Annotated in this window: 11 protein-coding genes; 4 read left to right on the forward strand and 7 right to left on the reverse strand. The window is 69.6% G+C overall.

The window, feature by feature from the left end; genetic code table 11:
* The 3 genes from Q2100_RS23135 to Q2100_RS23145 all read right to left on the reverse strand — a co-directional run.
* Window positions 1-893 (reverse strand): alpha-(1->3)-arabinofuranosyltransferase domain-containing protein (locus Q2100_RS23135; protein WP_302915942.1); only part of this gene is annotated, 893 nt, incomplete at its 3' end.
* A gap of 7 nt (window positions 894-900) precedes the next feature.
* Window positions 901-1,074: a DUF2613 domain-containing protein gene (locus Q2100_RS23140; protein ID WP_264011484.1), complete on the reverse strand. Its 174-nt coding sequence runs from the start codon at window positions 1,072-1,074 to the stop codon at window positions 901-903.
* Window positions 1,075-1,097: 23 nt separating this feature from the next.
* Window positions 1,098-1,580, reverse strand: a complete 483-nt coding sequence (locus tag Q2100_RS23145; protein WP_302915943.1) for a universal stress protein — start codon at window positions 1,578-1,580, stop codon at window positions 1,098-1,100.
* 152 nt (window positions 1,581-1,732) lie between these two features.
* Between Q2100_RS23145 and Q2100_RS23150 the strand changes: the two genes are divergently transcribed.
* The gene (locus Q2100_RS23150; protein ID WP_302915944.1) at window positions 1,733-2,914 is read left to right on the forward strand and encodes a glycoside hydrolase family 3 N-terminal domain-containing protein; all 1,182 of its coding nucleotides are present in this window, start codon (window positions 1,733-1,735) and stop codon (window positions 2,912-2,914) included.
* A gap of 1 nt (window position 2,915) precedes the next feature.
* Here Q2100_RS23150 and Q2100_RS23155 read toward each other — a convergent pair whose 3' ends face one another.
* Complete coding sequence (locus Q2100_RS23155; protein WP_302915945.1) at window positions 2,916-4,082, reverse strand: amidohydrolase family protein; 1,167 nt, start codon at window positions 4,080-4,082, stop codon at window positions 2,916-2,918.
* Between the two features lie 67 nt (window positions 4,083-4,149).
* Between Q2100_RS23155 and Q2100_RS23160 the strand changes: the two genes are divergently transcribed.
* Entirely contained in the window at window positions 4,150-4,779 is a 630-nt protein-coding gene (locus Q2100_RS23160; protein ID WP_264011479.1) for a TetR/AcrR family transcriptional regulator, read from the forward strand.
* A 7-nt stretch (window positions 4,780-4,786) separates the two neighbouring features.
* Here Q2100_RS23160 and Q2100_RS23165 read toward each other — a convergent pair whose 3' ends face one another.
* The gene (locus Q2100_RS23165) at window positions 4,787-5,635 is read right to left on the reverse strand and encodes a MaoC/PaaZ C-terminal domain-containing protein (RefSeq protein ID WP_302915946.1); all 849 of its coding nucleotides are present in this window, start codon (window positions 5,633-5,635) and stop codon (window positions 4,787-4,789) included.
* Between the two features lie 3 nt (window positions 5,636-5,638).
* Window positions 5,639-6,991, reverse strand: coding sequence for a 3-oxoacyl-ACP reductase (locus Q2100_RS23170; RefSeq protein WP_302915947.1), 1,353 nt, complete (start codon window positions 6,989-6,991; stop codon window positions 5,639-5,641).
* A 99-nt stretch (window positions 6,992-7,090) separates the two neighbouring features.
* Between Q2100_RS23170 and Q2100_RS23175 the strand changes: the two genes are divergently transcribed.
* Entirely contained in the window at window positions 7,091-8,392 is a 1,302-nt protein-coding gene (locus tag Q2100_RS23175; RefSeq protein ID WP_264011476.1) for an acetyl-CoA C-acetyltransferase, read from the forward strand.
* 475 nt (window positions 8,393-8,867) lie between these two features.
* Here the strand turns inward: Q2100_RS23175 and Q2100_RS23180 are convergent, their stop codons facing one another.
* Window positions 8,868-10,703: an acyl-CoA dehydrogenase gene (locus Q2100_RS23180; RefSeq protein ID WP_264011492.1), complete on the reverse strand. Its 1,836-nt coding sequence runs from the start codon at window positions 10,701-10,703 to the stop codon at window positions 8,868-8,870.
* 238 nt (window positions 10,704-10,941) lie between these two features.
* On the opposite strand from Q2100_RS23180, the gene Q2100_RS23185 reads away from it, so the two are divergent.
* Window positions 10,942-12,036 carry an NAD(P)H-dependent amine dehydrogenase family protein gene (locus tag Q2100_RS23185; RefSeq protein ID WP_302915948.1) on the forward strand — a complete coding sequence of 365 codons (1,095 nt, stop codon included), beginning with the start codon at window positions 10,942-10,944 and terminating at the stop codon, window positions 12,034-12,036.
* Window positions 12,037-12,140 lie beyond the last annotated feature (104 nt).

Genomic DNA, 12,140 nt, shown 5'->3' on the forward strand with positions numbered 1-12,140 from the left:
ACCGACCCGGTCACCAGGGAGCTGCCCGCGGTGGCGCCGGGCGCGACGAACGGCGTCCAGCTGCCGGTGCCGCGCAGCATCTCGGTCAGCGACATCCACTGCGTGGTGACGCCCGACGACTCGATGAAGTCGAGGAAGGGCGGGCTGATGCGACCGAGCAGCAGCAGCGGCACCACCCACCACGCGACCGCGAGCGCCGCACAGCCGAACCACCACGCCGTGAACCGCCACCATCGCCGGTTCGGCCGGTGACACGCCCACCAGATGAGCGCGGCAAGGCACCCGGTCAGCGTCGCGACCGCATTGACCGCGCCCATCAGCGCCACGGCCACCGCCGAACGCGCCGCGAGCAGCCGGACCGGCCCGGACCCGCGCAACGCCAGGATCACCGGGAGCAGCACCCACGGCGCCAACATCATCGGCAGCGTCTCCGACGACAGTGCGCCGAGCGTGGTCAGCGCGCGCGGTGACAGCACGAATGCGACGGCGCCGACGATGCGCGACGTCGGCGTGCCGATGCCCAGCGCCTCGGCGACCCGCAGCACGCCCCAGAAGCCGACCACGAGCAGCAGCGCCCACCACAGCCGCTGGGTGACCCAGCCGGGCAGGCCGACGACGTCGCCGGCGAGGAAGAACGCGCCGTGCGGGAAGAGGTAGCCGTATGCCTGGTTCTGCGCCTGGCCGAACGGCAGGTCGCTGTTCCACAGGTTGGCCGCACGGGCCAGGAAGCGCAGCGGGTTCGCGGTGAGATCGAGCTTGGTGTCCGGCGATATCTGGCCGGGCGACTGGGCGAACGTCAGGATCAGCGCCGCCGCGGCGGCCACCCACAACCAGCGCCGTGACAACGGCTCGAACCGCTCGGGTGGTGTGGGCGGCCCATCCTCCCGGGCCACCCGGGGGCTAGCTTCTGTCGCCGTACTCGACCCGGTTGAGCACCGATGACGCCGGATCGCCCGCCTGCAGCGGAGGCCTGTTGTCCTGCTGCACCATCAGTGTCACGCCGAACACGGCCGCCGCACCCAACAGCAGGCCGACGACGATACTGGCCGCGGAAGGCACGATGAACCTGTCCATGCCGCCAACGTAGCACGGGCAGGTCAGCGCCCCGGCGGCACGATGAGCACCGGCCGGTGGCCGTGCCGCAGCACGCGGTCGGCGACGCTGGACTGCAGCAGGGACCGCACCCCGGTGGTGCCGCGGGTGCCGGTGACGATCAGGTCGGCGTCCAGGGAGTCGGCGGCGTCGATGATCGTGTTCCACACGGTGCCCGCCATCGCCAGGCACATCGGTTCGGCGGGCAGGCCGACCGCCGTGGCGAGTTCCACCCCGTCGTCGTTGGTGCGCTGCGCGTCGGCCCACGCGATGTCGACGTCGTCCGGATCGTCGGGGTCGGGCGGGCCGTCGAGGTCCACCGACACCGGGTCGGGCCCGCGCAGCACCGGCGACCACACCGTCAGCACCACGGCCCGTTCGGCCGAGAGGAACCGGCCGGCGTAGCGCACCGCGCGGCGGGCGTTGAGTGTCCCGTCGAAGGCGATCACCATGACGCGCGCGGCCGAATCCTGCGCTTCGGCGGTCATGGCACCTCACTCCCGATCGTGGACACCGCAAGAATATGGGAGGTGACGGACGGGGAACGGGTCTTCTGGCGCGGCGGCCGCTGCACGGTCTGGGTGGGCCTCGACGACCACGGGATCGATTACGCGTTCACGTGCCACTAGTGTCGAGCCCTATGGTCTTGTCCCGCGTGAGCGCGCTGGCGGCGATGGCCGGGCTGCTGCTGGCCTGTGCGCCGGCCGGCGAGCAGCCCGTCTCGACGCCGCAACCGAGCCCCGTCAACAGCGTCGTCCCGCAGGCGGCGCCGAACGTGCCGCTCAAGGGGCCAATGCCCGCCGCGCCCGCGGCACCGGCATGTGGCGACGTGCTGGCCGGCATGTCGACCCGCGACAAGTTGGCTCAGCTGCTGATGGTCGGGGTGACCGGCGCCGCCGACGCCCGGGCGGTCGTGGATGCCCACCACGTCGGCGGGATCATGATCGGCAGTTGGACCGACCTGTCGATCATGGGCGATCAGCTGCGTGACATCTCCGGCGCGGCGGGCCCGCTTCCGCTGGCGGTCAGCGTCGACGAGGAGGGCGGCCGTGTGTCGCGGCTCGCCGGGCTGATCGGCAGCCAGCCGTCGCCGCGCGAGCTGGCGGCCGGCCAGTCGCCCGAGCAGGTGTACGGCATCGCGCTCGACCGCGGCCGCAAGATGCGTGGGCTGGGCATCACCATCGACTTCGCGCCGGTGGTCGACGTCACCGAGGACGCCGACAACACCGTGATCGGCGACCGCTCATTCGGCGCCGACCCGATCACCGTCACCGACTACGCCGGCGCCTACGCCCGCGGGCTGCGCGACGCGGGCGTGCTGCCGGTGCTCAAGCACTTCCCTGGCCACGGGCACGGCTCGGGTGACTCGCACACCGGCAGCGTCACCACGCCGTCGCTGGCCGATCTGCAGGCCAACGACCTGGTGCCGTACCGGACGCTGACCACCCAGGCGCCGGTCGCCGTGATGGTCGGCCACATGCAGGTGCCCGGGCTGACCGGCAGCGACCCCGCCAGCCTCAGCCCGGCGGCCTACGCGCTGCTGCGTTCGGGCGAGTACGGCGGCCCGCCGTTCGGTGGCCCGGTGTTCACCGACGACCTTTCGTCGATGCAGGCGATCACCGACCGGTTCGGGGTGGCCGAGGCGGTGCTGCGCAGCCTGCAGGCCGGCGCCGACACCGCACTGTGGGTGAGCACCGGCGAGGTTCCCGCGGTGCTCGACCGGCTGGAGAAGGCGCTGGCCGCGGGCGAGCTGACCCCCGCCGCTGTCGACGCGTCGGTGCTGCGGATGGCCGCGGCGAAGGGCCCCAACCCGCGCTGCTGAGCTACAGGCCGTAGACGCGCGTGGCGTTGTCGACGCCGATCATGTCGACGATGCGCACCGCGTCGTCCACACCGCAGTCGGCGGAGCGCACCCAGTCACCCAGCACCCGGCCCATCGCGCGCCGCCACAGCACCGAGCCCAGCACGTGCAGTTCGGGCGGGCCGAAGGCGTCCGAGCTGTACAGCTGTTTGGCGAACGGCGCCGTCTCCAGTGCCTCGGCCACCAGCGCCGTCGAACGCACGCCGAGGAAGTTGATGCCGAGGCCGACGTCGAAGTGGACGTGGTCGAAGGCCTGGGCGAGGTAGCCGGCCTGGCGGTGGAACGGGTAGCAGTGCAGCAGCAGCACGGGCACCGGCGCCATCGTGCGCAGCAGCGGCAGCATCAGCAGCGGGTCGGTCCGGTGCAGGTCGAGGTCGCGGTCGCCGAATCCGACATGCACCTGCAGCGGTAGGCCGTGTGCGGCCGCCTCGTGCACCACGAACGCCGTCAGCACCGGGCTGTCGAGCCGCAGCGGCGCCGGCCGGGCGGCCAGTTCGCGGGCGGCGGCCACGACGTCGGTATCGGCCGGCCGTGTCCAGTCGATGTCGAAGCCGGTGCGGTAGGCCGCAATCGTCTTGGCGCCGACGACGCCATCCGTCTCGGCGGCCGTCGCCAGGCCCGCCCGCAGCGCGTCGGGGAATCGTTCGGGTGTGGCGCCGCCGGCCAGCAGGTCCTCGGCGAGCGTCTCCAACCGCACCACCTGCGACGCCGGCCTGCCGCTGAGGGCGGCGAGCCCGTCCGGTGTGGTGATCCGGTCGCCCTTGAAGCCGGGGTCGACGATCCACCGCGCCACCCTCGCGGCGGGCAGCATCAGGGTGGCGAGTTCCTCGGCGCTGAACGCGCTGCGCCGCTCCCAGTACTCGTCTGCGCCCGCCAGCGGCGCCAGGCCGAGCAGCGGCGCGCACCATCGGCGCACCGCGAGGCCGGGTGGTGAGTCGAATTGCGTCATGAACTCCGGCACCGGGTCGGGGGAGCCCTCGTTGAGCGACGCCTCGAAGTCCGGCCGGTCGACGGGCACCGCGAATGCGCCGTGCACGTGGTGGTCGACGAGTTCGATCTCGCGTAGCCGGTCGGCCAGCGCCCGCGGCACGTCGGCCTCGACACCGCGGAACACGTCGGGCAGCGCCATGCTGTGATTCTCGCTCAACCACCGCGCCGCGGACGCCGTCCGGTCACCCATTGCTTACCCTGAGGTCATGGCAGGCGGAACGAAGCGGTTGCCCCGGGCGGTCCGGGAGCAGCAGATGCTCGACGCCGCCGTACAGATGTTCTCGGTGAACGGCTATCACGAGACGTCCATGGACGCGATCGCGGCGGAGGCGCAGATCTCCAAGCCGATGCTCTACCTGTACTACGGATCGAAGGAAGAGCTCTTCGGCGCGTGCCTGACCCGTGAGCTCACCCGGTTCGTCGACGAGGTGCGCAGCAAGATCGATTTCTCGCAGAGCCCGAAGGACCTGCTGCGCAACGCGGTGGTGTCGTTCCTGAGCTACATCGATGCCAACCGGGCATCGTGGATGGTGCTCTACACGCAGGCCACCAGCTCGCAGGCGTTCGCCCACACCGTGCGCGAGGGCCGCGACCGGATCGTCGACCTGGTCGGCAGGCTGCTGCGGTCGGGCACCCGGCACCCCGAGCCGGACACCGACTTCGACATGATGGCCGTCGCGCTCGTGGGCGCGGGCGAGGCGGTGGCCGCCCGGGTCAGCACCGGGGACGCCGACGTCCATGAGGCCGCCGAGCTGATGATCAACCTGTTCTGGCGCGGCCTGAAGGGCACTCCGGCCCACGAGGACGCCCCGTCGGTGGCCGACGCGCACACCTGACGCGGGCCTACTTCAGCGCCGTGATCGTGCCCGTCAGATGCGGGTCGCCCTTGCTGAGGTGATGCAGCGCCAGCTGCCAGCCGCCGTCGGAGCCGCGGCTGACGTACAGGCCCGCGCTGGCGGGCAGGATCACCGGCTTGGCGAATTTCACCGCGTACTCGACGGCGTCGGGCAGCTGCCCCTCGATGTTGGCCAGCACGGCCGCCGCGGTGAACATCCCGTGCGCGATGACGCTCGGGAAGCCGAACAGCTTGGCGGCCACCGCATTGGTGTGGATCGGGTTGTGGTCACCGCCGACCGAGGCGTACTTGCGGATCTGCGCGGGCGTGATGCGCAGCACGGCGTTCGGCGGGCCGAGCTTGGGCCGCTTCTGCGGCGGCGGCTTGGGCTCGTCGGACAGGCTGGTGCGCTGCTGGTGCAGGAACGTGGTGACCTGGTGCCAGGCCAGGTCGTTGCCCACCTTGACGTCGGTGATGATGTCCACCAGCAGTCCGCGGCGGTGTTCCCGCAGGTTCTCCGCATGCACCGACACCCCGACGGTGTCGCTCACCAGGATCGGCCGGTGCTGGGTGATGCGATTCTCGATGTGCACCGAACCCATTGCGGCGAAAGGGAAGTCGAAACCGGTGACGAGGTCCATCACGGTGGGGAACGTGAGTGCGAACGGATAGGTCAGCGGCACCCGGTCGCCGAACCGCAGGCCGGTGACCGCTGCGTAGTCGGCGACGTTGGTGGCGTCGATGCTCAGCTCGTCGACGGTCAGTGTGCGGTCGGGCAGGGTGTCGCCCCGCGGCACGAACGGCAGGGCGCCTGCGGCGGCACGCGCCAGGTTGCGCAGTCCGGAGGGTTGCGTCACGTCTCAGGCCCCCAGCATTGCCTGGCCGCAGACCCGGATCGTGTTGCCGGTCACCGCGTTCGAGGCCGGGCTGGCGAAGTACGCGATGGTCTCGGCCACATCGACGGGCTGGCCGCCCTGGTAGAGGGAGTTGAGCCGGCGGCCCACCTCACGGGTGGCCACCGGGATCGCCTCGGTCATCTTCGTCTCGATGAATCCGGGCGCCACCGCGTTGACCGTGATGCCCTTGTCCGCCAGCTTCTCGGCGAGCGCGTCGGTCAGCCCGATCATGCCGGCCTTGGTGGTCGCGTAGTTGGTCTGCCCGCGGTTGCCCGCGATGCCGGCCATCGACGAGAGGCCGATGACCCGGCCGCCCTCGGCGAGCACCCCGTTGTCGGCAAGACCTTCGGTGAGGTGAAGCGGCGCAAGCAGATTGACGGCGACCACCGAATCCCAGCGGCCCTCGTCCATGTTGGCCAGCAACTTGTCGCGGGTGATGCCCGCGTTGTTGACGAGGATGTCGAGGGTTCCGCCGTGATGTTCGCGGAGGTGCTCGGCGATCTTGTCCACGGCGTCGGGGGCCGTCACGTCCAGCGTCAGCGCGGTGCCGTCGACCTTGTCGCGGACCTTCGCCAGATCGTCGGCGGCGCCCTCGATGTCGACGACGACGACCGTGGCGCCGTCGCGGGCGAACACCTCGGCGATCGTGGCGCCGATGCCCCGCGCCGCACCGGTGACGAGCGCGACCTTGCCGGCGAGCGGCCTGTCCCAGTCCGACGGCGGCGCGGAGTCGGCGGCGCCCACCCGGTAGACCTGGCCGTCGACGTAGGCCGACTTGCCGGACAGGATGAAGCGCATCGTCGACTCCAGGCCGGTGGCGGCGGGCTTCGCGTCGGGGGAGAGGTACACCAGCGACGCCGTCGCGCCGCGCCGCAGCTCCTTGCCCAGCGAGCGGGTGAAGCCCTCGAGGGCGCGCTGCACGATCTGCTCGTGCGGGGTCGAGACCGCGTCGGGGTCGGTGCCGACGACGACGAGGCGGGCGTTCGGCGCGAGGTTGCGCAGCACCGGCGTGAAGAACTCGTAGAGCCCCTTGAGGCCCTCGGGTTCGGTGATGCCGGTGGCGTCGTAGACCAGGCCGCCGAAGTTGTCGGCCCAGCGGCCGCCGATGTTGTTCGACACCACCTCGTAGTCGTCGGCCAGTGCGCTGCGCAGTGGTTCGACGACGCGGCCGTCGCCGCCGATCAGCAGCGCGCCGGGCAGTGGCGGTTCGCCGGCCTTGTAGCGGCGCAGCGTCTCGGGCTGCGGGATGCCGAGCTGCTTGGCGAGGAACGAGCCGGGTGCCGAGTGGACGATTTGGGAATACAGATCCGAAGGCATGGGTACGAACTTACTCCAGAGTAAGAAGCGTGGGTACTATGGCCCCGTAGAGGACCCTGACGAATAGCCCTGGATAACCGACAACGGAGGCAGACAAACGTGGCTGACACCAATTCCCGCCGGCGGGTCGCCGTCCTCGGCGGAAACCGGATCCCGTTCGCACGGTCGGACGGCGCATACGCCAACGCCTCGAACCAGGACATGTTCACCGCCGCCCTGGGTGGGCTGATCGAGCGCTACAACCTCGAGGGCGAGCGGCTCGGCGCCGTGATCGGCGGCGCGGTGCTCAAGCACAGCCGCGACTTCAACCTGATGCGCGAATGCGTGCTGGGCAGCGCGCTGTCGTCGTACACCCCGGCGTTCGACATCCAGCAGGCCTGCGGCACCGGGCTGCAGGCGGCGCTGGCCGCCGCGGACGGGATCGCGCTGGGCCGCTACGAGGCGGCCGCGGCGGGCGGGGTGGACACCACCTCCGACGCCCCGATCGCGTTCGGCGACAACCTGCGCAAGAACCTGCTCGGCCTGCGCCGCGCCAAGTCCAACGTCGACCGGCTCAAGCTGGTCGGCAAGCTGCCCGCGTCGGTGGGCATCGAGATCCCGGTCAACAGCGAGCCCCGCACCGGCATGTCCATGGGCGAGCACGCCGCCATCACCGCCAAGGAGATGGGCATCAAGCGCGTCGAGCAGGACGAACTGGCCGCCGCGAGCCACCGCAACATGGCCGCCGCCTATGACCGCGGCTTCTTCGACGACCTGGTCAGCCCGTTCCTCGGCCTGTACCGCGACAACAACGTGCGGGCGGACTCGTCGGCGGAGAAGCTGGCCAAGCTCAAGCCGGTGTTCGGAGTCAAGTTCGGCGACGCGACCATGACCGCGGGCAACTCCACGCCGCTGACCGACGGCGCCTCGGTGGCGCTGCTGGCCAGCGAGGACTGGGCGCAGCAGCATTCGATCGAGCCGCTGGCGTACTACGTCGACGGAGAGACCGCCGCAGTGGACTACGTCAACGGCGCCGACGGCCTGCTGATGGCGCCCACCTACGCGGTGCCGCGGCTGCTCGCACGTAACGGCCTGAGCCTGCAGGACTTCGACTTCTACGAGATCCACGAGGCGTTCGCGTCGGTGGTGCTGGCGCACCTGCAGGCGTGGGAGTCCGAGGAGTACTGCAAGGAGCGCCTCGGCTTGGATAAAGCGTTGGGCAGCGTCGATAGAACCAAGCTCAACGTCAACGGGTCGTCACTGGCCGCCGGGCATCCGTTCGCGGCCACCGGCGGGCGGATCGTCGCCCAGTTGGCCAAGCAGCTGGCGGAGAAGAAGAAGGAGACCGGCCGGCCGGTGCGCGGGCTGATCTCGATCTGCGCCGCCGGTGGGCAGGGCGTGGCGGCGATTCTCGAGGCCTGAGGCACCGAATATCGACTCGTGAAAATTAATTCGGCGCGGCTGTAACGCCTCCGGCGAACCGATCGATACAGGGGATAGCTCCGTGTTGCCGTCTGACCCCCCGACCCGACGGCAACACGGGGCCACCTACTTCGGTTCGACGTATTCCCTCTGGTACGAGGGGTGTCAGAGGCGTACAGTCAGCCGTACGACGGGTTCGGGAGCGACTGATCCGAACAGCCGGCGAGGGGTGAACAGCCGGCGGCGTGTATCTCGCGAGAGAGACGCCCCCATGAGTCCTCCCGAACCCGCCCTCATGTCTTCTTCCGCCTGCATCCCGCGGCGCCGCCTGTGACTGCCGCCGGTCCTCCCGCAGGCTCTCGAGATTGATCTCTCGCAGTACCCTTCCCGCACTTCTCGTGCACGGCGTCGATCTCACGCCCGCCCCACGCAAAAGGCCCCCGGACGGATCCGGGGGCCTCTTGGTCGAATCAGATCAGAATGCAGCCTCGTCGAGCTCCATGATGTCGTTGTCGAGGTTCTCGACGACCTGACGGGTGCTGGTCAGCAGCGGCAGGAAGTTCTTCGCGAAGAACGATGCGACCGCGATCTTGCCCTCGTAGAAGGCCTTGTCGTCGCCGGTCGCGCCGGCGTCGAGAGCCTCGATGGCCACGGCGGCCTGCTTCTGCAGCAGCCAGCCGATCACCAGGTCGCCGACGCTCATCAGGAAGCGCACCGAACCCAGACCGACCTTGTACAGCTCCTTGGGATCCTCCTGCGCCGACATCAGGTAGCCGGTCAGCGAGGCCGCCATCGCCTGGACGTCGGTCAGAGCGGTGGCCAGCAGCGCGCGCTCGGCCTTGAGCCGGCCGTTGCCCGACTCGTTCTTGACGAACTCCTCCATCTGCCCGGCCACGTGCGCCAGCGCCACACCCTTGTCGCGGACGATCTTCCGGAAGAAGAAGTCCTGCGCCTGGATGGCGGTGGTGCCCTCGTAGAGCGAGTCGATCTTGGCGTCGCGGATGTACTGCTCGATCGGGTAGTCCTGCAGGAAGCCCGACCCACCGAACGTCTGCAGCGACTCGGTCAGCTTGGCGTAGGCCTGCTCGGAACCGACACCCTTGACGATCGGCAGCATCAGGTCGTTGACCCTCAGCGCCAGCTCGCCGTCGACACCGTGCACGGCCTGGGCCACCGGCGCGTCCTGGTAGGTGGCGGTGTACAGGTACAGCGCGCGAAGACCCTCGGCGTAGGCCTTCTGGGTCATCAGCGAACGGCGCACGTCGGGGTGATGGGTGATCGAGACGCGCGGAGCGGTCTTGTCGGTCATCTGCGTCATGTCGGCGCCCTGGATCCGCTCCTTGGCGTACTCGAGCGCGTTCAGGTAGCCGGTCGACAGCGTGGCGATGGCCTTGGTGCCGACCATCATGCGGGCCTGCTCGATGACGTCGAACATCTGCGCGATGCCGTTGTGCACCTCGCCGACCAGCCAGCCCTTGGCGGGCACACCGTGCTGGCCGAAGGTCAGCTCGCAGGTGGCCGAGACCTTCAAGCCCATCTTGTGCTCGACGTTGGTGACGAAGGCGCCGTTGCGCTCACCCAGCTCACCGGTCTCGAAATCGAAGAGGAACTTGGGCACGAAGAACAGCGACAGACCCTTGGTGCCCGGGCCTGCGCCCTCGGGGCGGGCGAGCACCAGGTGGAAGATGTTCTCGAACAGATCGTCGGAGTCGGCGGAGGTGATGAACCTCTTCACGCCGTCGATGTGCCACGAGCCGTCGTCCTGCTTGACGGCCTTGGTGCGGCCGGCGCCCACGTCCGAACCGGCATCGGGCTCGGTCAGCACCATGGTGGCGCCCCAGCCGCGCTCTGCGGCGAGCTGCGCCCACTTCTTCTGCTCGTCGGTGGCCTGCTTGTAGAAGATGCTGGCGAAGCCGGCGCCGCCGCCGTACATCCACACCGCCGGGTTCGCGCCGAGCAGGTGCTCGTGCAGCGCCCACACCAGCGCGCGGGGCATCGGCATGCCGCCGAGTTCCTCTTCGACACCGACCTTGTCCCAGTCGTTGTCGATGACGGCACGCGCCGACTTCTTGAAGGACTCCGGCAACGTCACGGTGTGCGTCTTGGGATCGAACACCGGCGGATTGCGGTCGCCGTCCTCGAACGACGCGGCGATCGGACCCTCGGCCAGTCGGGCGATCTCGCCCAGCATCTCCTTGACCGTGTCGGCGTCCAGGTCGCTGTACACCCCCTCACCGAGGGCCTTGTCGACTTCGAGCACCTCGAACAGGTTGAATACCTGATCCCGGACGTTGCTCTTGTAGTGGCTCACTATGTCCTCCTCGACGAGAATTGCCACCTGCGGTTGGGTACTTCGGTTAAGTTACCCACCAGTAACTAATGGTCACTATACCGCCCGGTAACTTCAACGCAAAGCTCGCGCGAGCAATTTCCACCAGCTAATCAACCAGGCGGTTGGCCGGACGCTGCCAGACCCCGAATTCGCACCCCTGACCTGCGCAGATGACCCGGTGTGACGATGGTCACGTTCGGGCCGCTAGGGTGTTCCAATGCTTCGCGTCGCAGTGTGGGGAACCGGCAACATGGGCTCGACCGCGATCCGGTCGGCCACCGCTTTTCCGGGCCTCCAGCTCGCCGCCGTCATCACCTCGACCGCCGAGAAGGTCGGCCGCGACGCCGCCGGCTTCGCCGGGCTCGACGCGCCCACCGGGGTCGCGGCCACCGACGACGTCGACGGTGTCCTTGCGGAGTGCGACGCCGTCGCCTACATGGCCTCCGGCGACATCCGGCCCGAGGAGGCGATCGCGGACATCGAGCGGTGCCTGCGTGCCGGCCTGCACGTGGTGACGCCGTCGCTGTACTCGCTCTACGACCCGGCGTCCGCCCCGCCCGAGTGGGTGCAGCGGCTGACCGCCGCCGCCGAGGAGGGCGGATCGACCCTGTTGGTCAGCGGCGTCGACCCGGGCTGGGGCAACGACGCCCTCGCGGTGACGGCCGCGAGCCTGTGCACCCGCATCGACACGATCACCTGCCAGGAGATCTTCGACTACTCCACCTACAACCAGCCGTTCGCGGTGAAGGTGTCCTGCGGCTTCGGCGGTTCGATGGACGAGACCCCGATGATGCTGCTGCCGACCATTCCGACGATGGTCTGGGGCGGCAACGTCCGGCTCATCGGCCGCGGCCTGGGGATCGAGATCGACGAGATCACCGAGGAGGTCGAGCGGCTACCCCTCGACGAGTCGGTGGACACCGTGATGGGCCGCTTCGAGAAGGGCACGCAGGGCGCCTTCTTCCTCAAGGTCGTCGGGTGGTCCGGCGGCAGGAGGCGGATCGTCATCGAGCACATCACCCGCATCCACCCGTCCTGCGCGCCGGACTGGCCGCAGCCCGACGATGCTCATCGGGGAGGCGTCGGCGATCACCGCGTGATCATCGACGGCGACCCGCAGCTGACGATCGTCACCCGCGCGGACGTGCCGGGCGGCACCCGCGCCGACGGCGGCAACACCACCGCCGCCAACCGGCTGCTCGGCGCCCTCAACTGGCTCGTCGAGCAGAAGCCGGGCATCTACGACGGTCTGCAGGTGCCGCTGCGCTCGGCGCTGGCCGCCGACGCCGAAGCCGCCCGCTGGGCCGAGTAACCAGGGACTGACAGAGTGTCAGACCCGAGTTCTACACCAGGGTCGCCGTGAGGCGGCTAGCACAGCCCTGGTGTAGAACTCGCGATCGTCTGCCTGCTCCTACG

The sequence above is a fragment of the Mycolicibacterium arseniciresistens genome (assembly GCF_030519285.1).
Lineage (GTDB): Bacteria > Actinomycetota > Actinomycetes > Mycobacteriales > Mycobacteriaceae > Mycobacterium > Mycobacterium arseniciresistens.

Excerpts from the sequence above, each read along its gene's own strand:
- Q2100_RS23140 (WP_264011484.1), bottom strand. The coding sequence starts at position 1,074 with ATGGACAGGTTCATCGTGCCTTCCGCGGCCAGTATCGTCGTCGGCCTG.
- Q2100_RS23145 (WP_302915943.1), bottom strand. The coding sequence starts at position 1,580 with ATGACCGCCGAAGCGCAGGATTCGGCCGCGCGCGTCATGGTGATCGCC.
- Q2100_RS23150 (WP_302915944.1), top strand. The coding sequence starts at position 1,733 with ATGGTCTTGTCCCGCGTGAGCGCGCTGGCGGCGATGGCCGGGCTGCTG.
- Q2100_RS23155 (WP_302915945.1), bottom strand. The coding sequence starts at position 4,082 with ATGGCGCTGCCCGACGTGTTCCGCGGTGTCGAGGCCGACGTGCCGCGG.
- Q2100_RS23160 (WP_264011479.1), top strand. The coding sequence starts at position 4,150 with ATGGCAGGCGGAACGAAGCGGTTGCCCCGGGCGGTCCGGGAGCAGCAG.
- Q2100_RS23170 (WP_302915947.1), bottom strand. The coding sequence starts at position 6,991 with ATGCCTTCGGATCTGTATTCCCAAATCGTCCACTCGGCACCCGGCTCG.
- Q2100_RS23185 (WP_302915948.1), top strand. The coding sequence starts at position 10,942 with ATGCTTCGCGTCGCAGTGTGGGGAACCGGCAACATGGGCTCGACCGCG.